The organism is Lactococcus sp. NH2-7C (genome assembly GCF_029953655.1).
GTDB classification, from domain to species: Bacteria; Bacillota; Bacilli; order Lactobacillales; family Streptococcaceae; genus Lactococcus; species Lactococcus lactis.
This window is the reverse complement of sequence record NZ_CP124538.1, coordinates 2,332,337-2,358,025: the sequence shown is the minus strand read 5'-3', so window position 1 is coordinate 2,358,025 and position 25,689 is coordinate 2,332,337. Positions and strand designations below refer to the sequence as shown.

Annotated in this window: 21 protein-coding genes and 1 pseudogene; 1 reads left to right on the top strand and 21 read right to left on the bottom strand. The window is 35.8% G+C overall.

The annotated features are described in order from the left end of the window. Nucleotides 1–88 precede the first annotated feature (88 nt). The 17 genes and pseudogenes from QJV49_RS11815 to QJV49_RS11735 all read right to left on the bottom strand — a co-directional run bounded on the left by QJV49_RS11815 (nt 89) and on the right by QJV49_RS11735 (nt 19,210). Nucleotides 89–289, bottom strand: a complete 201-nt coding sequence (locus QJV49_RS11815; RefSeq protein WP_225511748.1) for a heavy-metal-associated domain-containing protein — start codon at nt 287–289, stop codon at nt 89–91. Between the two features lie 15 nt (nt 290–304). Next, nucleotides 305–760 (bottom strand): CopY/TcrY family copper transport repressor, encoded by a 456-nt coding sequence (locus QJV49_RS11810; protein ID WP_003132584.1) that lies wholly within the window; start codon nt 758–760, stop codon nt 305–307. Nucleotides 761–880: 120 nt separating this feature from the next. Next, the gene (sdaAA, locus tag QJV49_RS11805) at nt 881–1,744 is read right to left on the bottom strand and encodes an L-serine ammonia-lyase, iron-sulfur-dependent, subunit alpha (RefSeq protein WP_225511747.1); all 864 of its coding nucleotides are present in this window, start codon (nt 1,742–1,744) and stop codon (nt 881–883) included. Between the two features lie 19 nt (nt 1,745–1,763). Beyond that, entirely contained in the window at nt 1,764–2,435 is a 672-nt protein-coding gene (gene sdaAB / locus QJV49_RS11800) for an L-serine ammonia-lyase, iron-sulfur-dependent subunit beta (RefSeq protein WP_225511746.1), read from the bottom strand. Nucleotides 2,436–2,553: 118 nt separating this feature from the next. Further along, nucleotides 2,554–4,557, bottom strand: coding sequence for an NAD(P)/FAD-dependent oxidoreductase (locus tag QJV49_RS11795; RefSeq protein ID WP_015426135.1), 2,004 nt, complete (start codon nt 4,555–4,557; stop codon nt 2,554–2,556). A 159-nt stretch (nt 4,558–4,716) separates the two neighbouring features. Then, nucleotides 4,717–5,958: pseudogene (locus QJV49_RS11790) on the bottom strand (NAD(P)/FAD-dependent oxidoreductase); the annotation flags it as partial. 130 nt (nt 5,959–6,088) lie between these two features. Continuing rightward, nucleotides 6,089–6,451 (bottom strand): hypothetical protein, encoded by a 363-nt coding sequence (locus QJV49_RS11785; protein ID WP_225511744.1) that lies wholly within the window; start codon nt 6,449–6,451, stop codon nt 6,089–6,091. Between the two features lie 159 nt (nt 6,452–6,610). After that, nucleotides 6,611–7,414 carry an alpha/beta fold hydrolase gene (locus QJV49_RS11780; protein WP_225511743.1) on the bottom strand — a complete coding sequence of 268 codons (804 nt, stop codon included), beginning with the start codon at nt 7,412–7,414 and terminating at the stop codon, nt 6,611–6,613. 249 nt (nt 7,415–7,663) lie between these two features. Then, nucleotides 7,664–9,025 (bottom strand): glycoside hydrolase family 1 protein, encoded by a 1,362-nt coding sequence (locus tag QJV49_RS11775; protein WP_225511742.1) that lies wholly within the window; start codon nt 9,023–9,025, stop codon nt 7,664–7,666. A gap of 84 nt (nt 9,026–9,109) precedes the next feature. Then, nucleotides 9,110–10,528, bottom strand: coding sequence for a PTS sugar transporter subunit IIC (locus QJV49_RS11770; RefSeq protein ID WP_225511741.1), 1,419 nt, complete (start codon nt 10,526–10,528; stop codon nt 9,110–9,112). A 413-nt stretch (nt 10,529–10,941) separates the two neighbouring features. Then, nucleotides 10,942–11,697, bottom strand: coding sequence for a MurR/RpiR family transcriptional regulator (locus tag QJV49_RS11765; protein WP_003132572.1), 756 nt, complete (start codon nt 11,695–11,697; stop codon nt 10,942–10,944). Nucleotides 11,698–11,996: 299 nt separating this feature from the next. Then, the gene (leuS, locus tag QJV49_RS11760) at nt 11,997–14,486 is read right to left on the bottom strand and encodes a leucine--tRNA ligase (protein WP_225511740.1); all 2,490 of its coding nucleotides are present in this window, start codon (nt 14,484–14,486) and stop codon (nt 11,997–11,999) included. 70 nt (nt 14,487–14,556) lie between these two features. Beyond that, nucleotides 14,557–15,228 carry a helix-turn-helix domain-containing protein gene (locus QJV49_RS11755; protein ID WP_225511739.1) on the bottom strand — a complete coding sequence of 224 codons (672 nt, stop codon included), beginning with the start codon at nt 15,226–15,228 and terminating at the stop codon, nt 14,557–14,559. A 72-nt stretch (nt 15,229–15,300) separates the two neighbouring features. Continuing rightward, on the bottom strand, nt 15,301–16,275 hold the full coding sequence (locus QJV49_RS11750) for a ribose-phosphate diphosphokinase (RefSeq protein ID WP_011835531.1): 975 nt from the start codon (nt 16,273–16,275) through the stop codon (nt 15,301–15,303). A 174-nt stretch (nt 16,276–16,449) separates the two neighbouring features. Next, entirely contained in the window at nt 16,450–17,778 is a 1,329-nt protein-coding gene (ftsY, locus tag QJV49_RS11745; protein ID WP_225511738.1) for a signal recognition particle-docking protein FtsY, read from the bottom strand. Nucleotides 17,779–17,839: 61 nt separating this feature from the next. Continuing rightward, nucleotides 17,840–18,391: a VC0807 family protein gene (locus QJV49_RS11740; RefSeq protein ID WP_225511737.1), complete on the bottom strand. Its 552-nt coding sequence runs from the start codon at nt 18,389–18,391 to the stop codon at nt 17,840–17,842. 9 nt (nt 18,392–18,400) lie between these two features. Then, nucleotides 18,401–19,210, bottom strand: coding sequence for a Cof-type HAD-IIB family hydrolase (locus tag QJV49_RS11735; RefSeq protein ID WP_225511736.1), 810 nt, complete (start codon nt 19,208–19,210; stop codon nt 18,401–18,403). Nucleotides 19,211–19,587: 377 nt separating this feature from the next. Here QJV49_RS11735 and QJV49_RS11730 point away from each other — a divergent pair, with 377 nt between their 5' ends. Then, the gene (locus tag QJV49_RS11730) at nt 19,588–20,928 is read left to right on the top strand and encodes an amino acid permease (protein WP_225511735.1); all 1,341 of its coding nucleotides are present in this window, start codon (nt 19,588–19,590) and stop codon (nt 20,926–20,928) included. Nucleotides 20,929–20,978: 50 nt separating this feature from the next. On the opposite strand, the gene QJV49_RS11725 is transcribed toward QJV49_RS11730, so the two are convergent. From QJV49_RS11725 to QJV49_RS11710, 4 genes are all read right to left on the bottom strand, one after another. After that, on the bottom strand, nt 20,979–21,740 hold the full coding sequence (locus tag QJV49_RS11725; protein WP_225511734.1) for a YibE/F family protein: 762 nt from the start codon (nt 21,738–21,740) through the stop codon (nt 20,979–20,981). After that, nucleotides 21,737–22,855 carry a YibE/F family protein gene (locus tag QJV49_RS11720; protein WP_225511733.1) on the bottom strand — a complete coding sequence of 373 codons (1,119 nt, stop codon included), beginning with the start codon at nt 22,853–22,855 and terminating at the stop codon, nt 21,737–21,739. The genes QJV49_RS11725 and QJV49_RS11720 overlap by 4 nt, the downstream gene beginning before the upstream one ends. An 89-nt stretch (nt 22,856–22,944) precedes the next feature. Next, nucleotides 22,945–23,355 carry an EbsA family protein gene (locus QJV49_RS11715; protein WP_003132556.1) on the bottom strand — a complete coding sequence of 137 codons (411 nt, stop codon included), beginning with the start codon at nt 23,353–23,355 and terminating at the stop codon, nt 22,945–22,947. 90 nt (nt 23,356–23,445) lie between these two features. After that, nucleotides 23,446–25,614: an LTA synthase family protein gene (locus QJV49_RS11710; protein WP_225511732.1), complete on the bottom strand. Its 2,169-nt coding sequence runs from the start codon at nt 25,612–25,614 to the stop codon at nt 23,446–23,448. Nucleotides 25,615–25,689 lie beyond the last annotated feature (75 nt).

Sequence of the window (25,689 nt, the reverse complement as noted above, 5' to 3'; positions counted from 1 at the left end):
TGTTATTATTTAGTAAAACAATATTTGGGGTTTGCTTTACCAATTTCATTCTAGCAAATTTAAATTCAATTCACAAACGAAGTGTTTTTTAAATTACTTTATAACCAGCCTCTGCAACGGCAATAGCCATTTTATCCATATCTGCAGGGGCAGAAAATTTAACTAATGCTTCATTTTTTTTCAAAGAGACTTTCGCTTTTTCAACGCCCTCAATAGCTTCCAAAGCATTTGTCACATGCATTACACAGTGGTCACAAGTCATTCCCTCAATTTTTAAAGTTTCTTTCATTTTCTATTCTCCTTTTTAAGCAGAAATCTGCTCATGTTCATGTTTGCAAGCACAAAGTCCACTTGTTTCCAAGCAATTACAATGTTTTTGTCCTACCACTTCTTTGGCATTAAGTGATTCTTGCAAAAGTTCAATATCCTTTGCAGTCAAAGTCGATTTTTCAATCATCTCTTGTAAAACATTGACATGTTTCGTTTCACAAACTTTTTGAATCAGACCATCGGCCATTAAATTTATGGCCGTACATTCTTCCATCAGTGGACGATAAACAAATTTTCTTCCTTCTTTTTCGGTAGAAAGCATTTCTTTTTTTACCAATCGACCAAGTAAAGTCTTAACAGTGGCCAATGACCATTCTAATTCTTGGGGGATTTGCGCATAAATTTCGTCCACTCGCGCTTCTCCTAGAGACCAAATTACACGCATAACGATTAATTCGGCATTTGATACATTAAATTCTACTTCGTTCATTTTTTCTCCTTTCTCTATTCATTTTCATAAGATAAGTTTACACGCGTAAACACTAAAAGTCAAGTATTCAACCTAAAAAATAAAATTCGAATTTTATCATTCGAATTTTTAAGTTTAATCTTAACCAAATAATTCTTCCATAATTTTACGTCCGGTTGGTGTTTGAGCCAATCCCCCCTCAGCTGTTTCTCTAAAAGCAGCTGGCAGAGAACGTCCCACATTATACATAGTGTTCACCACCTCATCAACAGGAATCACTGTTTTAACCCCAGCCAAAGCCATATCAGCTGAAATCATTGCTTGTGACGCCCCCATTGCATTACGGTGAACACAAGGGATTTCAACCAAACCAGCAACAGGGTCACAAATTAAACCTAACATATTTTGCAAGACAATAGCAATCGCATAGCCTGCTTGCTCTGCAGAACCACCAGCAGCTAAAACGAGTGCAGCTGATGCCATTGCCGAAGCAGAACCGACTTCAGCTTGACAGCCCCCCTCAGCTCCTGAAATCGTTGCGTTATTTGCAATTGCAAGTCCAAAGGCTCCTGCTACAAATAAAAATTCCACTTGCTGTTCATGACTCAAGTCTAAAGTTTTAATAGCCGAAGTTAAAACACCTGGCAAACAGCCGGCTGATCCGGCAGTTGGTGTCGCACAGATAAGCCCCATTTGTGCATTCACTTCATTGACGGCAACTGCATCACGAGCTGCTCCTAAGATGAGCTCACCCGAAAGTGCTTTGCCTGATTTAATATAATCATCCATCAATTTTGCATCGCCACCAGTAAGTCCTGTAAGTGATTTTTTACCATCAAGGCCCTTTTTAACAGAATCAAGCATCGTTTCTAGGTTATGTTCCATCATTTCCCAAATTTGTTCACGATTTCGTCCAGTTTGTTCCATTTCAATGGCAATCATTAATTCTGTGACCGAGGAATAATTTTTAGAATCCTCGATTAATTCTTCTATATTTTTAAACATATTTATTCCCATACTGCTTTTAATTAAAGAAATTAACGGCGTGCAAACGAGGAATAAGTTTCATTTCCTCAATTACTTCCTTAACATTTGGTGTATCAACTTCTAAAATCATAATCGCTTTTTCGCCCCTAGCTTCTCTGGTTACATTCATTTGTGCGATATTAATTTGATGTTCTGAAAGGACGCTAGAAACTCTTGCTATCATTCCTGGAACGTCTTCATGAATGACCACAAATGTCGGAACACCAGCCGAAATTGCGATATCAAATCCATTCAATTCTGTCACTTGAATCATTCCACCTCCGATTGAAATTCCAGTCACAGTCATTGTTCGATCCCCTTTTTTGGCAATCAAGCGTGCGGTATTAGGATGTTCTGCTTTTTCTTCTGGATGTGGAACATAAGAAATTTCCATTCCTTGTTCAAAAGCAAGCTGAGGCGCCATCGGCAGTCGCTCATCATCTGTATCCATTCCTAAAACACCTGCAACAAGAGCAACATCTGTTCCATGACCTCGATATGTTTTAGCAAAAGATTCATAAAGATGAATCTCCAATTTTTCTGGAAGTTCACCGAAAATAGAACGTACAATTTTACCAATTCGAGCAGCACCAGCTGTGTGCGAGCTTGAAGGTCCAATCATTACTGGACCAATGATGTCAAAGACACTTTTATATCTTAAGTTATCCATTTAAACCTCAGTTCTTACAAAGATAATTTTTAAACTATCTTTTATCTTCAAATATCATAACATAATTTTCAAGCTTTTTCAGGCAAAAAAAAAATAGCTCGGCAGAGCTATTTTCTTTCTATTGGCGTCCTTTATAAATTGAACGCGATTGACCATACCATATTTTGGTTAGCCATCGTTGAATCCAAGGTTGAACCCATTTATCTAAACCAAATGAACGACCTGAACCATTCATAAGGGCAATTGCCACTGGAATAAACCAAATGTTAACCCAGTAGAACATTCCTGAAAGTGAGAACATAACAGTCAATGCGGCTGTTGCTGCTGCTGCAATCCAAGTGAATAGTCCAAAAATAAGGGCAAGTGCAAGGAAGATTTCAACAATTGACATAAATTTTTGCATGAATAATGCGACTTCACGGTTTGGAATCATAAACTTAAAGATAGGTTCCATCCAATGTGGCACTTTGTCAAAAACAGTCATTGGGTCAGAACCGTAAGCGTATGAGAGCCCCCATTCAGTTGCTTTATGAGCAGCTTCACCACCACCACTTGAAGCGGCTGTAGTTGCTGCACCTGTAGCACCTGCAGCTGCATCGGCTACACTAGAACTTGATGAAGCGGCTGTTGAAGCGCCTGCGGCTGCGTCAGCTGCTTTTGGTGCTTCTTGCAACCATGAGAATGGGAATTTAAGATCATTTGTAAACCAAGAACCTTTACCAAACCAAGTCGTTGGGTTAAAGTACTGACCATCACCTACAATTTTCTTAATTGCTTCGGTAAACCAAACCACACCATAAAAAATACGAAGTGGGACAGCCCAAAGTACATTTCCTTGACGTGAAGTATGACCACGCATAAAGTTACGATTATCTTTTACGCGGAACACTTCGTCCAAGGCATAACGCCAGAAATAATGTGCTGAACGTATTTGTAAAGTATAGATAAAGTAAACAATGTTCTTCATCAACATTGCCCAGAAACCAGTTAGACGCATGCTACCGATTTTGGCAACTCCCCAAGTTGAACCAATTGAAACCATTGTTCCTTGGTATTTACTTTCATGTTTATGTTTGCTTCCACCATTGATATCTGCAAGAATATTTGCAGCTGCTGTGTGTGCTGTTTGTTCCGCAGCTTCAACGATTTGTGGCGTTGGACGACCAGTATCTGGTTCAATATATCCTGAAACGTCACCAGCAACATAAATCCCTTTTCCTTCAAAACCAACAGCTTCCATGTATTCATTTGCTTGAAGACGATGTCCACGTTCTGTTTCATTAAGGTCTGTTTTTGCAGCTGTATTTCCTTGAACACCTGTTGTCCAGATTAATGTGTGAGTTGGAAGTTCTTTAGCAACTTTTTCTTCGTCACGCCCACCAACATTTACTTTAATATGATCTTTTGCCACCTCAACAATACCATGGTTTGTTAAAACGTGAACATTTTTCTTTTCAAGATAAGCATGAGCTTTATCTGCTTGTTTACGGTCTAAAGTATTAAGGATTGTTGGCATCATTTCAACAACGTTGATTGTTATTTCTTCTTCAGGAATCTTCCAATCTGTTGAAACTTTTTTACGCCAATCAATCAATTCGCCTGCCATTTCAATCCCAGTAAATCCTGATCCGGCAACAGAAATTGTTAAAAGAGCACGACGTTTTTCATCATCAACTTCTGTTGAAGCATATTGGACGATTTTTTCCAAATGACGTTTGATTCGCATTGCATCTTCAAGTGACCAAAGTGTAAACCCGTGTTCTTTAACACCAGGAACTCCAAAGTCATTTGGTTCTCCACCAAGAGCAACAATGACATAATCATAGCTATAACGGCCATGTTTTGTGATGACTTGTTTGTTTTCTTTGTCAAGACTAACAACAGAGTCAGTGACAAGACTAACGTTTTTACGTTTTCCTAAAAGCTTTTGGAAATCATATTGTACAGTTGTGAATGGCACACGCCCAGCTGCAACTTCGTGAAGTTGAGTCATGGTTGTGTGGTAACTATGTTTGTCAATCAGTGTGATGTCAGCATCTGCTTTGAGCTTTTTAGAAAGCTCACGCGTCGCATGTACTCCTGCAACACCACCACCGATGACTACGATTTGTTTCTTAGTCATTTAGAATGGTTCTCCTACTAGTAATATAATAATAACGTCAGGCACTATTATATCCTTTTTAGAGCAATTTGTAAACTGTTGCACAAGAAAAACTTTTCCAAATTTTTATGGAAAAGTTTTATACTCATATTTTACTTTGGCTTAAATTGCCCCTTTGTGGAAAAGTTGGTCATTGATATATTTGAAGAAATAATGACCAGAACGAATTTCAAAGGTATAAACAAGATAAACCATGTGTTTCATGAATGTTGCTGAAAAACCACTTAATTTTGTTTTTCCAACTGTCCCAACCGCATAGCCTGAACCAATAGAAACCAGTGTTCCACGATAATTTCCAACAAATTTGGTTTTTTCGCCACCTTTAATATCTGCAATAATATTTTTAGCGGCCGTGCTTCCTGTTTGTTCTGCTGCTTCTACAATTTGAGGAGTTGGTCGACCATTTTCGGGAACAATATAACCTGATACATCTCCTGCAACATAAATACCGTGATTTTCTTCACCGATAGCTTCCATGTATTCATTTGCTTGAAGACGATGACCACGTTCTGTTTCTGAAAGTTGACAAGCTTCTGCTTCAGTATTTCCTTGAACACCTGTTGTCCAAATCAAGGTATATCCCGGAATTTCTTTAACAACTTTTTCCTCGTCACGCCCACCAACATTAACAGTGATATGATCTTGCGCTACGGCTGTAATTCCATGATTTACAAGGACATTGATGTTTTTATTTTGAAGGTAAACAAGTGCTTTATCTGCTAAACTACGGTCTAAAATATTCATAATTGTTGGCATCATTTCAACAATATTGATTGTAAATTCGGATTCTGGAATGCCGTATTTTTTAGACGCTTTTTTACGCCAATCAATCAATTCCCCAGCCATTTCAATTCCGGTGAATCCTGAACCAGCCACGCTAAAGGTTAACAATTTTTTGCGTTTTTCTGCATCTGCTTCTTTGGCTGCTGCTTGAACCATTTCTTTTAAATGTGCTTTTATTTTCAAAGCGTCCTCAAGTGACCAAAGTGTGAAGCCATATTCGTTAACACCTGGTACACCAAAATCATTGGGCTCTCCACCCATTGAAACGACTAAATAATCATAGTCATAGCTATTTTTATCTGTAATCACTTTTTTGTTTGCTTTATCAAGTTCAACAAGTGACTCTTTTACCACTTTAACGTTATTAAATTTTCCGATTGTTCGATTCAAATGATATTGAACAGCATCTGGCTCAACACGACTTGCTGCAACTTCATGAAGTTGGGTCATTGAAGTTTGAAAATCATGTTTATCTATAACTGTAATTTCTGCATCATTTTTCAAATTTTTTGCAAGTAAGCGTGTGGCTGAAACTCCAGCAAATCCAGCACCTACAATAACGATTTTTTTCTTAGCCATTTCTCTTGGCCTCCTACTAATAATAATTCCAAAAAATATTATACCTCTTATCGAAATAAATATACATTTTTCTGTTTATAAATTTACTTTCTGTAATTTTTAAAATAAAAAACCGCAGTATACGGCTTTTTTAAATAATTGAGTAATTTTTCATGACTTGCCCCTCAGATACACCTAAACATTTCATGAAAGGAAGTATATAGCCAATATCTTCAATATTTTTCTTTTGCATCAGTGAAATTCTGCTAATGCCTTGGCTAACTTCTACCGTGACTTTATGGTCGTCATTAATAAAAAGATGAATACTATCACAAGATCCATGGTGAATACTAACGCCTAAAATTTTTCCTTTTTGAACTTCACAGGTTTGAGCGCCATGGAGATAGCTATCTACTACTAATTTCATTACGGTCGTTTCAATTTTAAAATTCTTTGGGTTCTGCTGATCATCAGTTTTTGAATCTTGGGCAAGTTCCATGTTATTATTTTTCATGGTTTAGCTCCTTTCCATTTCTTAATTCTATTTTATCAAGTTTTATTATGAGAAAAAAATGATATGAAAATAAAATTTATTTAATACTTTTAAGACTATAATACTGCCATTCTTACTAGTTTAAATTTTACTGACGGTCAGCAAAAAAGACTGACCACATCAGTCTTTTTTTATTTTGTTGAGAAAATCAATGACTGCTTGGTTGAATTTCTCAATTTCTTCCAAATGTAAGATATGCCCACATCCTTCAAAAATTTGAACTTCTGAATTTGGATTGTTTTGTAATTCACGCGCTGCTTGAGCATGAATTGCTGGAAAAATCGGAGATTTCTCGCCGGCAAAAAATAAATGTGGTTTTTTTTCTTGCCCAAGCTCAGGACGCCAATCTTGCAAAATAACATTTTGCAGTAAAGGGCGATAGCGTTTGAAATCAAAAGGTTTCATTCCATGTCCCAGTGTTCGTTTTACACTATCTGACAACTTTTTTTGTGTCAACCGAGTTTTTGGAAAATCATCAATAAATACTGACAGCTCTCTCAGTGTTTTCCCATATTGACCATTGAGCCAATCTGCCGATTTGAAGAAAGTTGGGGCCTGATCTTCTGTAATTATTGCTGATATATTTTCGTCAGTAAATAATTCTTCATAAGCCATAATTGTTGCCGCACCCATCGAATGGCCAATTAAGACAACATTTTTTAATTGTAAATAGTCAATTAATTCTTTTAGGTCCATTGCCAAACGGTGTAAAGTCAAGCCATAATCAACTTGTTGTGAATCTCCATGTGAGCGATGATCATAAGTAATCACCCGATAACCAGCATTTACAAATGTTTCTATTTGGGCAAACCACGTAACTTCACTGGACGAATAGCCACCAATTAGAATCAGAGGTTGATTTAACTGAATACCATAATCATGAAAATTTATTTTTACTAAATCATTTGTTGTAAAAAAAGACATTTTTGTTTCCTCTCAAGCTTTTTCCAATGTTTTCATTGTAACAAAAATTCTGTCAGCACTGACCAATTATGATTTTTAGTCACTGATTATTCTTCAGGCAGATAAAAATACTGACAATATGTAAAAAAATTCTGTCAGTAAATTTTTTATGATGAATTTAAAAACTGACAGACTAGCTATCAGTTTAATTAAGAAATATGAGTGAATCATAATTTTTCTATAATTATTTTATTTTTATCACTGATTATTCTAATCCAAATAATCACCATTTGAAGCAAAAACATTTTTAAACCAATGAAATGATTTTTTAGGAATACGTTTATGGCTTTTTGGCTCCACATAAACAGCACCGTAACGTTTATCAATATCACCAGACGAAGCAGGAATATCAATCAATCCCCAACCAAGATAACCCATAACATCTACTCCGTCAGTAAATATTGCCTTTTTCATGGCTGCAAGATGTTTCTGATGATAAGAAATTCTCAAGTCATCAGCAATTTCTGTTTGCCCATCCCAGATTTCTGACTGACCAATTCCATTTTCAATAGGAAAAACAGGCAAACCAAATTCATTATATAATCTATTTAGAATTCTTCTAAAGCCTTCTGGGTCAATGGACCAATCCCATTGATTATGTTCGAGCAATGGATTTAATTTCAGCCCTTTAGTCAAATAAGAATTTGGTGCATCATTTTCTGTCAGCTGACTTGCATCAAGCAAAATTGAGCGATAATAAGAAAAAGAAATAAAGTCAGAAATTCCATTTTTTAAAATTTCTTCATCTCCTTTTTGAAAATCCATTTCGATCTTTTGATTTTTAACATAAGTCATAACCTCATGCGAATAATGGCCAAAAGCATAAACATCACAGAGATTTCGATTATAAAATTCATCAAATTTTCTAAGATATAAATTATCTTTTGGTGAAAAAGTTGCGGGATAGATTTCTGTAGTCGCCAACATTCCTCCTATTTTTGCTTCAAAATTTTCATGCAAAAATTGTGTTAATTCGCAATGAGCAAGCATGGTGTGATGAAAAACAGTGTACATATCAGAGAGTGTCAGCTCTTTTTTCAAAACTCCCGAATAATGCTCAAAACCGTCAGCAAAATAAAGATTATGCTCATTAAAAACAATCCAATATTTGACTTTGTCAGCAAATCTTTTCATCATTTCTTGCCCAAATCTTACAAATGCCTCTTTTACTTTTCGACTTAAAAAGCCATTATACTTTTCAGCCAGCTTTAATGGCATATCAAAATGATAGAGACATATCATAGGCTCAATTCCACGAGCAAGTAAATCATCAATTAGGCGATTATAAAAGGTAATCCCTTCCTCATTAAACTCACCATCGCCGTCAGGAACAATCCGTGACCAAGAAATCTGGAAACGATACATATTCATATTCATTTCTTTCATAAGATCTAGATCTTGTGAATAATGATGATAATTATCATTTGTTACTTGCCAATCTTTGGCAGAACGTCCAGCGGTATTCACATCATAGACAGAGGGTCCTTTTCCACCTTCGTTCCAGCCTCCTTCTGTTTGCATTGATGAAGTTGAATTCCCCCAGAAAAAATCTTTTGGCATTTTATTTTGCATTTTATCCCCTTTTATCTTTAATTTTATAAAAAGAAATCCCGAAGAAAAAGTTTCTCCGGAGTTTCTAATCTCCTTATTCAATTACTAAGCAATAACTTCTTCAGCTTCAGCATTTGCTTCTTGTTCTAACAACATTTTGTCATATTTTTTAGCAAATGGAAGATAAATCAAAATTGATTCTAAAAGCGCAATAACTTGCAGCACTGCATATTGCCAGCCTCCGATTAAAAAGCCAGAAATAATTGGTGGAGTGGTCCAAGGCGCAGCAACACCATTCATTGGTGGAACAATGTGAAAATAAATCGCTCCGTAAACCGTAGCCGAAACGACTACCGGAACAAGAAAGAATGGCAGAGCAAGGACTGGATTTAAAACAAGTGGCAATCCAAATAAGAAAGGTTCATTGATATTAAATAAACCTGGAACTAGCTCAACTTTACCAATTGATTTCATCTGCTCTGAACGAGCAAAGAAAATCGTAAAGATAATTAAACCAAAGGTAATTCCTGAACCCGAAAGATTTATAAAGTTATTATAGAATTCATTGGTCACAATATGAGCACCATTCGCTAAACTCAACTTGTGAGATTGATAAAGGGATGCATTGGCAAAGGTATTTGGAATCAAAAAGGCAGAGGTAATCGCTCCCATGATAATTCCACCATGTACCCCAAAGAACCAGAAGAATGGAACTAAGAGTGAGATAATAATAATTCCACCAAATGAGCCTCCTAAACCTTGTAGAGGGACAGATAACCAATGATAAATAAAGGTTACTGCATCGGTATGACCAATTTTATCAAATAAAGCATAGACAACCGTAGCGGCGACGACAATTACTCCTGTCGGAATCATTGAAGTAAATTGATTAGCAACATTTGATGGGACTTGTTCAGGAAGTGTAATCTTCCAGCCTGCTTTCATCATCGCTGAATAAGCCCAGCCTGATAAAATACCAATAATAATGGCCGCAATCATTCCTTGACCACCATTCCAAGTTAAATTGAGCACTCCTGTCACTGGATTATTCAGAAAGACTTGCATGGCATGAGGAAGCTTTTCAAAAGCAGCCGTTGCTTGTTCTCCTGTGAGATTTCCAATACCTGAGGCTTCTTTCCCAGTAGCTAGTGCAGCTGTAATTGGATTTGCAATACTTAGAGATTGAACAATGAAAAATGCAGAGAGAGAAGTTAATCCTCCTTGTAAGGCAACATCGCCAAAACCAGCTTCTTTGACATAAGAATAGCCAATACCAACTGCTGCCCAAATCGCTAAAATACCGAATGATACGTTAAATGCTTGGGTAAAAATTGCTGACCAGCCATTGTCTGATAACCATTTTGCCACAGGTGGAATTGGAATATTCGCAAGAATTAAGAAAATTGACCCAACAATGATAAATGGCATGGCAAAAAGCATTCCATTTTTCAAAGCAGTCATCGCTCGTGTATTCACGAATTTCATAATTGGCGGTAAGACTTTATTATTTATGAAGCCGTTCATAAATAAACCTCCTTTAAGATGTGAGTCCGACGGTTCTGAAATGAGGAAATTGTCTTTTGTGCTGATGTTTTGCCCTGCCAACAAGTGCTTTAGCACTTAGCTGGAATGCTCAACGTATTTTATCTATCTACGCAGCAAGCTGCTACGCAATCCATTCGCTCTAAGCGACTATCTTTGCTGATTTCATCAGCTACGCTGTCCGTTTTCTCTACTTGCTAAAGCAAGTGATAAAAAGGCAAAGTTGCAAGGCGAATCGTATTTTCACTTATTTCAAGAAGGTCGAACTCAATTTGTTAAGACAGTTCAGATACTTTGAATACTGTACTCTTTTAATTAAACCGCTTACAATATAATAATACCCCTTACAATTTTTTTTGCAAGGGGTTTTTATATCTTTGTTACCTGTTACATGATTAGTTACATTTATCAGCTTTTTCCATTGCCTGATGAGCTAGTATTTCAATAAAAGCAATAACTGGGAGCTGCGAAGTCAAATTTTCAAGGGGGTCATAGGCGGAATATTCCGTTTGGAATCCATAAGTTAAATTTATATTTGAAAGTTTGGATAAGGTCGTTTCTGGATGATTTGTAATTGAAATAATCTTTGCTGGCGCTTCCTCTCTTAGTTTGACAACTCGTTCAATAATCTTATCTGTTTCACCCGAAGCGGATAAGACAATGCTTAAAACGTCTGGTGCACCTTTGCCCTTAACGGCTTGATAAGGATCAGAAATGGCATAAGATTCTAAGCCAATATTTGTAAAATAACGGGCGCCATATTCAGCTAAAGCTCCTGAAGAACCTACTCCAATAAAAATAATATATCGAGCTTCTCGAATTAATTTGACAGCTTCTTCTAATTTTCTTCCCGCTTCCTTAGAGGTTATTTTTCGTAAAAATAGGTCGAGTTGTAATAAATTTTCATAGTAATTAACTGGAATTTCTGTCAGTTGATTTTGGTTTTTAAGATAATATTTTAGTTCTACCCAGCCCTCAAAACCAAGTTTTCTGGTCATGCGCATAACTGTTGCTGTGGAAACATGGACAGCTTGTGCAAGCTGTCTGACTGACATTTTATCAATACTTGATAAATTAGATAAGATAAAATTAAATGTTGCAGTTTCTAGTTCATTAAGCGTTCGAACTTGTTCGGGCAAGAAATCAATCATTTTTATTGACCCAACCTTTCTTATGTTGTTGATTATTTATTTGTGATCCTGAGTGAACTCATCAGTATCGATTTTTATTTAATAAATAAATTACGGACAGCTTTTTAAGCTATACTCTGATTCAATGACAGATAAAATTTTGTGATTCACCTCTAAACTCTTCTGTGACTTCCAAAATAAAATAAGCTAGTCGACAAATTGTCAACCAGCTTATTTTACTTTTTATTTTTTAGCTCTCACTTTTTTACTGACAGCTAATTATTATAAGATTTAACTGATAAATGTTCAGATTGTCATCTCTATTTTACAACAATATTAACCAATTTATTTGGAACAGCGATTACTTTGACCACGTTTTTACCTTCAAGGGCCTCAGCAACTGATTCACGACCAATTTTTTCAAGTTCTTCACGCGCTAAATCTTTAGCAATTTTAATTTTTGCTTTTAATTTACCATTAATTTGAACAACAATTTCAACTTCTGATTCAATTAATTTGCTTTCGTCAAATGTTGGCCAAGCAACATAAGAAATTCCAGCTTCATTACCTAATTTTACCCAAAGTTCTTCAGCAATATGTGGTGCAAATGGCGCCAAAAGTTGGACAAAGCCATTAGCGTATTCTAACGGTAAAGCTTTAGCTTTATTAACTGCATTAACAAAAATCATTAATTGGGAAATTGCAGTGTTAAAGTACATCAAGTCCAAACGCTCAGTGACATTTTTCACTGTTTCGTTGTAAACTTTGTCCAATTCTCCATTATTTTCAGCTCTAATCTCTGAATTTTCAATCATTCGAACAGCTCGGTCTAGGAATTTACGAGCACCTTCAAGGCCTTCTTCTGACCATGGAATACTTGCGTCAAGTGGACCCATGAACATTTCATAAACACGTAAAGTATCAGCTCCATAATGTTCAACAACATCATCAGGATTAACAACATTTTTAAGAGATTTAGACATTTTAGCTGGAGCTTGCTCAAGGGCTTCGCCTGTTTCCATATGGTAAAAGCCACCATCACGTTTTTCAACTTTATCAGTTGCAACTAAGGCGCCACGATGATCACGATAAGAAGTTCCGAGAATCATTCCTTGGTTAAAGAGTTTTTGGAAAGGTTCTTTAGTTGGAACAACTCCTAAATCATAGAGTACTTTATGCCAGAAACGAGCATAAAGTAGGTGAAGAACGGCATGTTCAGCCCCTCCTACATAGATATCAACTGGTAACCATTCTTTGAGAAGTTCTGGGTCTGCCAAAGCTTCACTATTATTGGGATCAATATAACGAAGGTAGTACCAACTTGAACCTGCCCACTGTGGCATTGTGTTAGTTTCACGGCGACCTTTTACGCCATCTGCGCGTGTAACTTCCAACCAATCTGTCAAATTAGCCAAAGGAGACTCACCAGTTCCTGAAGGTTTAATATCAGAAGTTACTGGTAAAACAAGAGGAAGTTCATCTTCTGAGAGCGCTGTTGATGTGCCATCTTCCCAATGAATAATTGGAATTGGTTCACCCCAATAACGTTGACGACTAAAGAGCCAGTCACGCAAGCGGTAAGTGATTTTCTTTTTCCCAATTTTCTTTTCTTCTAAAAATTCAATGGCTTTTTCAATCGCTTGTGCTTTGTCAAGTCCATTCAAAAATTCTGAATTAATATGAGGGCCATCTTCTGTATAAACAGCTTCTTCTACATTTCCACCTTCAACAACAGGCAAAATTTCAAGTCCATAGACCTTAGCAAATTCCCAGTCACGTTCGTCGTGAGCAGGAACTGCCATAACAGCACCATGTCCATAAGAAGCAAGAACATAATCTGCAACCCAAATTGGCATTTTACGGCCATTAATTGGGTTAATCGCGTAAGCTCCGGTAAATGCTCCAGTTTTTTCTTTAGAAAGGTCTGTACGGGCTAAATCAGATTTCAAGCTCGCTTTGCGACGGTATTCAGCAACAGCTTCTTTTTGCTCAGGTGTCGTAATAGCATCAACTAAATCATGTTCAGGTGCAAGCACAGCATAAGTTGCCCCAAAAAGGGTATCAGGACGAGTCGTAAAGACTTCAAATGATTTGTCGGTTCCTGCAACTTCAAAAGTCACATCTGCTCCTACTGATTTCCCAATCCAATTCCGTTGCATTTCTTTGATTGATTCAGGCCAATCGACTTCTTCAAGGTCTTCAAGTAAACGTTCCGCATAAGCTGTAATTTTAAGCATCCATTGGCGCATTGGTTTACGAACAACAGGATATCCCCCGCGTTCAGAAGTTCCGTCTGGAAGCACTTCTTCATTAGCAATAGCCGTTCCGAGTTCTTCAACCCAGTTAACAGCTACTTCTGCTTCATAAGCTAAACCTTTTTCATAAAGTTTAGTAAAAATCCACTGTGTCCATTTATAAAAATTAGGGTCAGTTGTATTAACTTCACGTTCCCAGTCATAACTAAAACCTAAGCTATTGATTTGACGTTTAAAGTTAGCAATATTTTCAGCTGTAAATTCTGCTGGGTCATTTCCTGTATCCATTGCATATTGTTCAGCAGGTAAACCAAAGGCATCCCAGCCCATTGGATGAAGAACATTGAACCCTTGAGCGCGTTTGTAACGGCTCAAAATATCAGTTGCAGTATAACCTTCCGGGTGTCCAACGTGAAGTCCTGCACCAGATGGATAAGGGAACATGTCTAAAGCATAAAATTTTGGTTTATTTTTATCTGTTCCTGTACGGAAAGTTTTGTTATCCGCCCAGTATTTTTGCCATTTGGCTTCTATTTCTTGATGATTGTATTCCATATTAAAGATTTGAGTTCAATTTTATTAAACTCAGTTCCTTTCTCATAATATTGCTAATGTAAATTGTCTTTTATAATAAATTATAAGCGAGAGTTAGGTCACTTCCTGAAAGCTGTAAACCATATTTCTGCTCATATTTTTTGATTTTATTAATCAGCGTATTTCGATGAACATAAAGTATTTTTGCTGCTTTCGTTTGATTGCTACCTGCTTTATACATTGCTTCAACTAGTTTTTGGTCTTCAGGATTTTCTAATAATTCTTTACGGATTTCTTGTAAAATTCTATTTTCTGATAGGTTTAGACTTTCTGATAAAATGTATTCACTAAAAGTTTGCTGACTTTCAAAAATTTTATATTCTTCAGAATATACTTCAGAGAGTTTATTTTTCTCGACAAAACGGCCAACATAAGCCGTCACTTCTTCACCCATATCTTGCGAAAGGGTTTGAAAAATATCAAAAAGTTCTGAGTTTGTTGGACTGTCAGTTGAAAATGCTTCTATCACAATTTTTTCTTCCCCAATGCTTTTTACAAAATCAGGTAAAAGTAGTTTTAAAGTATTTTCCAATTCTTCAAAATTATTTCCTGAAAATTGTAAAATACGATAGCGGCCATTAGGAAGTTTATCAGTCTTCAATTTTCTGTCAGTAAAAATCAATTCTGTCAGTAACTTTTCTCGCTCTGTCAGTTGACTAGGGTCAACTTTCTCGTAAAGTTTTCTAATTTTTTCTAGTTCCATTTTTTAAAAAAGCGACCTCTGGTCGCTTGAAGTCTTATCCTAAATCCACTTTGAATTCCAACAATTAATAGTTTAGATTTGTTCTGAAGGAAGATGTAATTCAAAGAGTGGTGACAATGGACGGCGTTCGTGAATACGAATAATCGCATCAGCAAGCAAGTGAGCAATTGAAAGTTGAACAATTTTTTCACTTTGACGTTCTTCTGGCATTTCAATAGTATCCAAAACAACGAGTTTAGTAATCGCTGAATTATTAATTCTCTCGATTGCTGGTCCTGAAAGTACGGCGTGAGTACATGAAGCGTAGACTTCTGTTGCACCAAGTTCTTTAAGTGCATTGGCCGCCAAAGTAATTGTTCCAGCCGTATCAATCATGTCATCAATCAAAATACATTTTTTCCCTTGAACATCACCGATAATATTCATAATTTCTGCCACATTGGCACGAGGGCGACGTTTATCAATGATAGCAAGTGGTGCTTTCAAGAAGTTTGCCAACTTGCGCGCACGTCCTACTCCACCATGGTCAGGCGAAACAACAACGATATCATCACCAGCGGAAACCAATTGACGACGGAAATATTCAGCAATCAATGGTGAGCCCATAAGGTGGTCAACTGGAATGTTGAAGAATCCTTGAATTTGTGGTGCGTGAAGGTCGAAAGTAATTAAACGGTCGGCACCAGCAATTTGAAGCATGTTTGCTACGAGTTTTGATGTGATTGGTTCACGAGCACGAGCTTTACGGTCTTGACGAGCATAACCATAGTAAGGTAAGACAATGTTAATTGATGCAGCAGAGGCACGACGCAATGCATCCATCATAATCAAGAGTTCCATCAAGTTATCATTGACAGGGTCACTTGTTGATTGAAGGATAAACACATGATCACCACGAACTGATTCGTCAATATGAACGACAGTTTCGCCATCCGAATGTGCACCAACACTTACTTTTCCAAGCTCAATTCCAATTTCTTTAGCCACCTTTTGGGCTAATTCGTGGTTAGAAGAGAGCGAAAACAACTTCAAATTTGAATACGACATGAAGAGCCTTTCTTTAATTCCTACAGAACATAACAGTTCTATTTTATGTAATTCTATTTTACATTAAATTCTCAATTTTTTCAAACGCTCATCGGCTTTATTTTAATGGAACCGTTGACAAATAAAAAAGCATTGTCCAAACTGAACAAAACTTTTTTCTTCTTATTTTATATTTTATAAAAGCTCTTTGAAAAGCCCTCTGACGAAAAATTCTTCTTCAAAATCTTGCAAATCGTTAAGCTTTTCACCTAAACCAATCAATTTAACTGGAATTTTAAGACTTTGAACGATTGACAAAACAATTCCACCTTTTGCTGAACCGTCAAGTTTGGTCAGAGCAATTCCTGTAATTGGGGTAACTGCTGAAAATTCTTTGGCTTGTTGAATGGCATTTTGGCCTGTTGTTGCATCAAGTGCCAAAATCGTTTCATGCGGAGCATCTGGAATTTCTCGTTTAATCACTTTACCAATTTTTTCCAGCTCTTTCATCAGATTATCTTTATTTTGCAAACGACCTGCAGTATCCACAAGTAAAATATCATAATTTTCAGCTTTAGCTTTTGCGAGAGCGTCAAAAACGACTGCCGCTGGATCTGAACCAGCTGGTTTTGTGACTACTTCAACTCCTGAACGATTTCCCCATTCAACTAATTGGTCAATAGCACCTGCTCGGAAAGTATCTGCAGCTGCCAAAAGTACCTTTTTACCTTCATTTTTATAGCGAGCAGCTAATTTACCAATGGTCGTTGTTTTACCAACACCATTTACCCCAACAAAAAGGAAAACACTTAATCCATCCGTTTGGATATTCAATTTTGTCGGTAATTTTTCACCGTCAAACTTATCAACAATTTTTTCAATAATCAATTGACGCAAGTCATCTGTTGATTTAGCATTGACTAATTTTGCTTCCTTGCGCAATTCTTCAGTCACTTCCATTGCCAAATCCACACCGACATCTGACATAATTAAAGTTTCTTCAAGTTCTTCAAAGAATTCTTCATCAACTGTCCGGAAGTTAGCAAAAAGTTCATTAAAGCCATCAGAAAAAGTCTTTCGAGTTAAAGTTAATGACTGTTCATATTTTTTCTCAGTTTCTTCACGTGATTGAGTGAAAATATTAGCCAAAGCATCAATATCAATGACAATCTCTTCTTCCTCATCTTCGTCCGTCACTTTTTTCTCAATCACTTTTGTAGTTTCAGAGCTTACTTTTTCGTCAGTAACTTCTACTTCGACATTTTCAGAAATAATAGGTTCATTTTCACTGACAGGTTCAGCCGGGATTTCTGGCTCAGGATCAATCATTTTGCTGATAGACTCGTCAGTAACTTTTTCTACTTTTACTGGTTCTTCATTTACCTCAGGCAGTTTAGTAGTTTCATTTTCTTTTTCATTCTTGAGGGCTTCAGTGATTTCACTAGATTGATTTTCACTGACAGGCACATCGTGATTAGTTTCTTCTTGTTTCTTCTTCCCGAAGAGGCGGTCAAAAAGTCCCATTTTTTCTCCTTAATAAAATATCATATCTTGATGATAAAGTTCATTCATAAAATGAAAGATTTTAATTTAATTTTTTTCTTAAAAATGCAAGCCCTAAAACAAGGACTCCAACGGCTGAAAAATCGATTACTTTTGAAAGCAAAAGAAAAGCCGTGGTCTCTACAAAAAAGGCTAATAAAATGACTGATAAAGCATGAAAAATAAAAACCAAGCCCATAAAAAGAGTCAATATTAACATTTTTCTGTGATTTTCACCCTCGCTAGTAAGCTCTAAAAGTGGTCGATTTAGAAGAACTGATAGTAAAAAAATCGTTCCAATGACAGCCGTTAAAATTGGGTGCCAGAGCTTGAAAGCAAGATTATTTCCATGCGTCAAATAAACAACTAAGAGTGAAATTAAAAAACCAATAATTGCCACTAAAGAAACAGGATTTAACTCTTTTTTTCTAATTAAAGACCAAAGCATATGAACAACTGGAAAGGCTGTTGCAATTCCTAAAGCTAAAGTGTCTGAATTCCCAAGCATTTTTAAAAACAAATAGGCAATAACTGGTAAAATAATCGCAAAAATTAAACTCGGCAAATACTTTTTTAGTTGAACTTCATCTTTCATTATTAGTCCTTAAAGTACATATTTTTCAATAATATGAGCAACAGCGTGTTGGTCATTAGTTAAATCAGAAATAATTCTTGCTTCCTCTTTAACTGCTGGGACAGCATTTGCCATAGCAACACCATATCCTGCCCAAGAAATCATTGATAAATCGTTTGCTTCATCTCCCATGGCCATTACATTTTCTGGTTTTAAGTTTAACTGATTAATCAATTGTGTCAACCCATAAGCTTTATTAATTCCTTTTGGCATAAATTCTAAAAGCTTCGCTTGAGTTTTAAAAATCTCAAATTGATCAAAATATGATTCAGGAATTTTATCAAGACTAGCGTCCAACAATTCTTTTTCTGTACAAGAAACAATCTTATTATAAACCACATCAAGTGGAACTTGATCAAAATCAACTTTGATAAAAGTTAAAAGCTTATTTAAAGTGTCATATTGCGAGTCAATTTTACTTTTCGTCATATAAACTTTTTCTTCACTCAAAACATCGCAAGGAATGCCAAGATTTGAAGTCAATTCTTTAATTTCTAAAATTTCATCATGTGAAAAACTTTTTTTAGATAAGATTTGACCCGTATTTCTTTGGACCAGACCACCATTAAAGGTAATTGAAAAATCTTCAAAATCAAGCATTTCTAACGTTTTGAGAAAGGGTTGAATTGCAATCAAAGGACGCCCCGTTGTTAAAACAACATGAACCCCTTTTCGTCTTGCTGCATTAATAGCCAGACGATTTTCTTTTGAAATTTCTTTTGAAGAGTTGAGTAAGGTCCCATCCAAATCTAGGGCAATGAGTTTAATTTCTTTATTCATTGTTTAATTATAGCACACTGTATCAGTCAGGTTCAATAATGCTCACTAAAGTCGGATTGGAGAATTAAACATTAACTAATATTTTTAGATTATTTATGAAAATATTTGACAAATCAAAATCTTTTGATTACACTTAGAATAATTAAAAAAACGAGGTCCAATAAATGACTTATTTACAAGCTTCTCTTAACTTGTTGTTGAAGGAGGGCTCACACTAGCTAATTTAAGCTAAATGTGTGAGTCCTCTTTGACGTTAGTCATTAATGAGGACGAAGAGACGTCCTCAGGACGTCTTTTTTTAATGTTTTATTATCAATTTATTAGTCAATAAAAGAGAGACGTCTCTGCTTATTGATTTAGAAAGCTAGGAATTATCGTTGGAAACTAATCAATCCTTAAAGAAAAAAATGGCCGCACGCCATATTACTATGATTGCTCTTGGTGGAGCAATTGGTGCTGGTCTTTTCAAAGGAAGCTCATCAGCCATTGCTGCCGCTGGTCCCTCTGTCTTAATCGCTTATTTTATCGGAGGAATCGTTCTTTATTTTGTAATGAAGAGTTTAGAAAAGCTTGTTCTAAGTTCAAAAGATCCACATGGCTTGTCCGGACTTGTTCAGCCTTATCTGGGCAATCATACGGCAGATTTTACGGACTGGGTTTATTGGTCAATGTGGATGATTAATATCATTGCTGAGGCTGTTGCTGCTGCAAGTTTTTTGCAACTCTGGTTTGCTAATGTTCCCACTTGGGTTTTTGTCTTGATTATTGCCCTTTTAACTTCCCTTATTAACTTATTCTCAGTTGCTCTCTTTGCTGAGACAGAATACTGGTTGGCATTTATCAAAATTAGCGTTGTTATTTTGTTGATTATTTTTGGTGTTTTTCTTGTGGCAAAACAAATTTTTGATACTAATCTAGTGACTACTTTCTCTGGAATGACCGCTCATGGTGGCTTTGCTCCTCATGGCTTTAAAGGGGTCATTAATTCTTTATTAATTGTTATCTATTCGTATGGTGGTTCTGAATTAATTGCTATTACAGTTAGTGAAACAGAAGATCCTAAAAGAGCCATTCCTAAAGCCATCCGCGGTGTAATCGGTCGAATTATTTCATTTTATATTATTCCGATGTTCTTACTTCTTGTGATTTATAATTGGCAAACATTGGCTACTTCTTCAATGAGTCCTTTTGTGATGGTCTTTAATAAAATGCATATTCCTTTTGCTGGCGATATTGTCAACTTGATTATCATTCTTGCCCTCTTCTCATCAATTAATTCTGGAATCTATGCTTCATCTCGCCTTTTGTATTTCCGTTTAAAAAATCGTCAAGGTAAAATGGCTCAAAGAATGTCTCATTTAAATAAACATCATGTCCCTCAAAGAGCAGTTATTTTCTGCTCAGGTACACTCTATATCGGTGTTGTTCTTTCTTATTTTGTCGGTGATCGTTTGTTTAATTACTTGGCTGGTTCCCTTTCTTACACTGTATTAGCCGTTTGGATTTTAATTAGTCTCGCTGGTTTTGGTCTTTCTTTTAAAACAAAATCATTATCGGGTAGAACAATGAGTCTCTTAGCACTGATTGCTCTCTTTCTCATTCTGTTCGGTATTTTATTTACTAATCCAATCGGTGTGACTGTCTTCACTGCAATTCTTTATTTCATTATCTTTATCAGTTATCGAAAAAAGAATGATTCTGTCAGTAATTTAAATTAATAAAAAAGACTTGATAATTAATCAAGTCTTTTTTATTTTTACTGACAGAATTATCTGTCAGTATTTTTTTGCTCAAAAGATTTTTGAACAAAATAACCAGAAAGCCAAATTGCAAATAGAATCCCTAACATTCCTAAAAGCATGGTGGAAACTTCAGCCATCAGTAATTTTGAATTAAAAATATCAGCTAAGCGATAATTTAAACGTACAAACCAGAGAATTAGACCGACAGTTGCTCCCAAAACTCCAAAAAAGAGGGTATTGACAGCCGTTCCTAAAATTTGTTGAGATATAATTTCTCTTTGATTTTTAAATTGGTCAAGACTCATGTTTTCATCTTGCTCAACAACTTCCGAAAGGCTAGCTGCTAAAGCCATCGCTGATTCTGCTACCGCTCCAAGCATGGAAATGACCATGACTACAATTGCTACATTTGAAAAATTAAGCCCCACATTTAATGACAGATTTTCCAATTCATCAACATCTTCTGTAGCAAATCCCTGAAATTGACCAAAATGTTGAATGATTAAAGCGAGAATGAGCAAAGATAAAACAACAATGATACTCGTTTTAAAAGCAATCAATGTGACTTCACTTTCATCAGCAGACATAAAGATAGCTATTGCCAAAATAATTACTGACAGAACTATCAGAACTGCTATTGCATTAAATCCCCAAGAGATTAAAGTAATTAACACAAAAATAGCAATAAAATTAAAGGTCAAACCAATTAAATTTCGTAAGCCATCTTTTTTGGCAACGATAAGCATCAATACAATCAGTAAAATTAATAGGATCAAGAGTGCATTCATAAAGAACTCTCCTTTCCTTGATGACTTCTAGTCAAAGCAAAACTTGTGAAAACAGCGGTAATTGGTACAGCTAACACGATTCCAATGGCCGAAATAATCGTTTGCAATAACCCAAGATTAAGGCCAACCGTTGCAATATAAGACCAAGAATTTCCATTTCTCAATAATAAAAGTGTCATCGGCAAAGTTTCCGCCATGAAAATCATGAACAAAACATTTGTCAAAGTTCCAATGAGCTCTTGCCCAATTGAAATTCCTGATTTAATGTAATCTTTTCTGACCATATTTATTTTGTTCAATTTATTTTGTCTAGCCATACCAAAAAGCCCTGCAACAATATCACCTGTACCATCCATGATCGCCCCTAAAACTGAAATCATTGTCCCAACAAAGAAAAACTCTGATGGATTTTGGGTGACATAGTCCAAATATTCAAAATGAATACCCGAATTCCCTGTCATTTTTAGAACGAATAAAACAATTGAAAAAGTTAAAGCAGTGGTTAACACGGTAGTTATAAAAGTATAGAGCATCTGTTTTGTGGGTCCCAAGACAAATAAAAGGGAGGAAGCTGCAAAAATTACTGACAGAAGCCCAAATAGCAAAATGACAGGTGGATTAAATTCAACGTTAAGGGCGATGACAATCACAAAGTAAAGAAGGTTTAAGACCAGAGATAAGAAAAGAAAAATCGAAGCCCTAAATCGTTCAAAACTAATGACAAAACCAATAAATAAAACGAGCAGTCCAACAATTAGTGCATCTCTTTTTAAGGTCACAATTTGATAATTTCCCGATATTTTCTTTAAGATTACTTGCTGACCGACACGATAAATTTGTCCTGTTGTTTGAGAGAGAGTCGTCGTGTTTTTTAATTTTAAACTGCCAGGCTCTGCTCCTTTTGCATTGAGGACTTTTATTGATAATTCTTGCGTGACTTGACGGTCTTTATTTTGAAAGTCATCACTAACATCGTGACTACTTACCGTTTTGGCAACCGTAATTTTACCAACTGGCGCCTCGTACAAAAATTGGTCATGACTCACAAGAAAAAATGCAACAATGGCAAATATTATGGGAAGTAGCATTTTCTTGAATATCCATTTTATATTCATAACTTTCCTTTTTCATCGACTAAAACAATGAATTTTAGTCCTATTTTTTTATGACAAATCAAAAGACGACAAAACTGCCGTCTTTTTTATTAGGCTTTTAAATCACTGACTTTATCAGAATGTTCTATCGTATCATGCAAAGTAGCTAAAGCTTCTTTAGACTTTCCAAAAGTGAAGAATTGATAACGTTTGCCAGCGTAAGAAAATCCAAAACCAAATTTAGTTGTTTTTACGGCTGTGATATATTTCAATTCAATTGTTTTCATTCGCACTCGGGGAAATGTTGTAAAGTGAAGCTCGTCATCAGCAATGAAGAAACGATGTGGCCAAATCAAAGTGATAAAGATAATATATGAAACAATCGCCAAAATAGTCAAAAACCAGTTTCCTTCTTTATTAAATTCATAAAAAAGTGTTCGCTCAAAGCTTAAAATGATGATGCCCCAGAGCAAAACTAATCGATGATTAAGTGACACTGGCAGAAAATATCCTGTTTTCATTGGTTCCTCTCTTAATATAAAGTGCTGATCAGATTCAAAATTTGATTAACTCATCTTGAATTTTTCTGTCAGTAACTTATCTTATTTTTATTAATCTTTCACCTTTGGTGAATCTTGTCCTTTTTCAACTTCTGGAATTTCAACCGAATAATCTGGTAAAGTTGATTTTCCTTGATTTTGACTGAGTAAACTATTTGATCTAGCCGCTAAATCTTCATTTTCTTTCTTCAATCTCTTCTCTGTTGCCTTGACCGTATAGTTGTAATCTTTAGGATCAACAGCTTTAAAGCCCTCTGGCGTATAGAACCTGAGGAGATTTTGATTATTTAATTTATCAGATGCTTTTAAGAGTTCTGAAACTTTTTGTTTGGTTTCTTTAACGTATTGTTCTTGTTGAGCATTAAGTTTTTCAATCTGCAAGCCAGTTTGAGTATCATAAAAGTTACCATTCAAACTTGGTTGAGTAATGGTTGGCGTGACAAATCCACCATTTCTTAGAGCAACAAAATCTTGCCGACCAGAAGCAAACATATCTTGACCAAACTGTACATATTTTTTCGTATCAATACCAAGTAAGTGTTCAAGCGTTGGCATGACATCAAGTTGCCCCACATAAGTATTGATGATATGACCATTTGTTTGTCCAGGAATATCTACCATAAATGGTGTTCGTTGTAACATTGTACTATCGTAACTATTGAAAGTATCAGCGTTGTAACCAACGTAAGGAGCAAATGCTTTATTGTCACTACCAGAAATCCCGTAGTGGTCCCCATATAACACAATGATTGATTTATCGTATAATCCTGATTTTTTCAAATAATCATAAAATTGTTGAACTGCTTGGTCTAAGTAATGAGCCGTTTCAAAGTAACCGTCAACTAATTTATTCCCTGAATCAACAGTTGCAAAGTTCGGATCTTTGTCTTCATCATCCATTGTATATGTTAAGTGATTTGTAACTGTCAAATACTTAACATAGAAAGGTTGTTGCATTTGTTCAAGCAATGGCACAGAATCGCGGAAAAGTAATTTATCTTTAATTCCCCAAGGACTCATATTTGCTGCGGAATTATCAAAGAAGCTTTGGTCAAAGAAATTTTGATAGCCCATTTGTTTATAGGTATTCAATCGATTATAGAAAGCGCCGACATTCCCATGAACTACAGCTGAACTATATCCATCGGTTTGATTCAAGATAGCAGGCATTGCTTGGAAGGTTTGGGTTGATCCATATTTTGCAAAAAGTGAGCCAGCTGGTAAACCAAATGTTGAGGTTTCCAACATATTTTCAGCATCGGAGGTTTTCCCTTGCCCAACCTGATTGAAGAAATTACTGAATGAATAAGTAGAATTTGAATGATAGATTGAATTGAGAAAAGGTGTAACAACATGTTCTTTTCCATCTGTCCCTTTAATTTTCAAATCAATCAATGCTTGTTGGAATGACTCCAAGTGGATCTCAATGACATTGCGATTCTTAGCAATACCATACATCTTCATGTTTGGTGCCAAATAACGATTTGAAGCAATGTATTTTTGAATTTCTTGCAAGCTTTCTTTACTGGCATCTTTACGTTGCGTATTTGCTAAATTAGTATAATAACCGTCTGTTAACATCCAAGGGCCTAAGCCAAGATATCGAACAATATATGTCTTATCTGATTGAGCTTTACGCAAAATTAATTGATTCTTATTAAAATCTCCAAACCAGAAATTTAAACCGAATAATGCCAAGCCCATCGAAAGATAGGTAAATGCTCTTTTAGCCCCAACTGGTCGTTGGTCGAATTTCATTTTTTTAGCAATCAGTAATACAACAATGACCACAAGATCAATCCAGTAAACCCAGTCCATCAAATGAACAGGCACCGACCCAAAATCAAAACCATGTTGGAACATTCCAGCCCCACCAGTCATCGTATCAATCGTGATGAAATCGGTGAATTCTCTATAATAGAGAATATTAAGATAGAGCAAAAAATTTGCAGCTATCGTTAAAACCAGTGTCGCTAAATAGAAAAACGAAGTTCTTCTAATAAAGAGTAAAACAGCAAAACAAATAGCTGTAAAACCAATTGGGTTAATAATCATCAGCAATAATTCTGCTGGACCAACTCCACGAAGATTAAAAACTCCGAAGTAGGCAATCATCGATTTTACCCATACAAAAAATACAATAAAACTAAGCAAACCAACACGTGTGTTGAAAGCAGATAGTAATTTTTTCAATTTATTATCCCCAGAAAATATACTCATTCTTCCTTAATTTAAAGAAAAACTGCAGTCAATTCATTAATATAAAACTTATTAATGAATACGAAAAACGCCAAT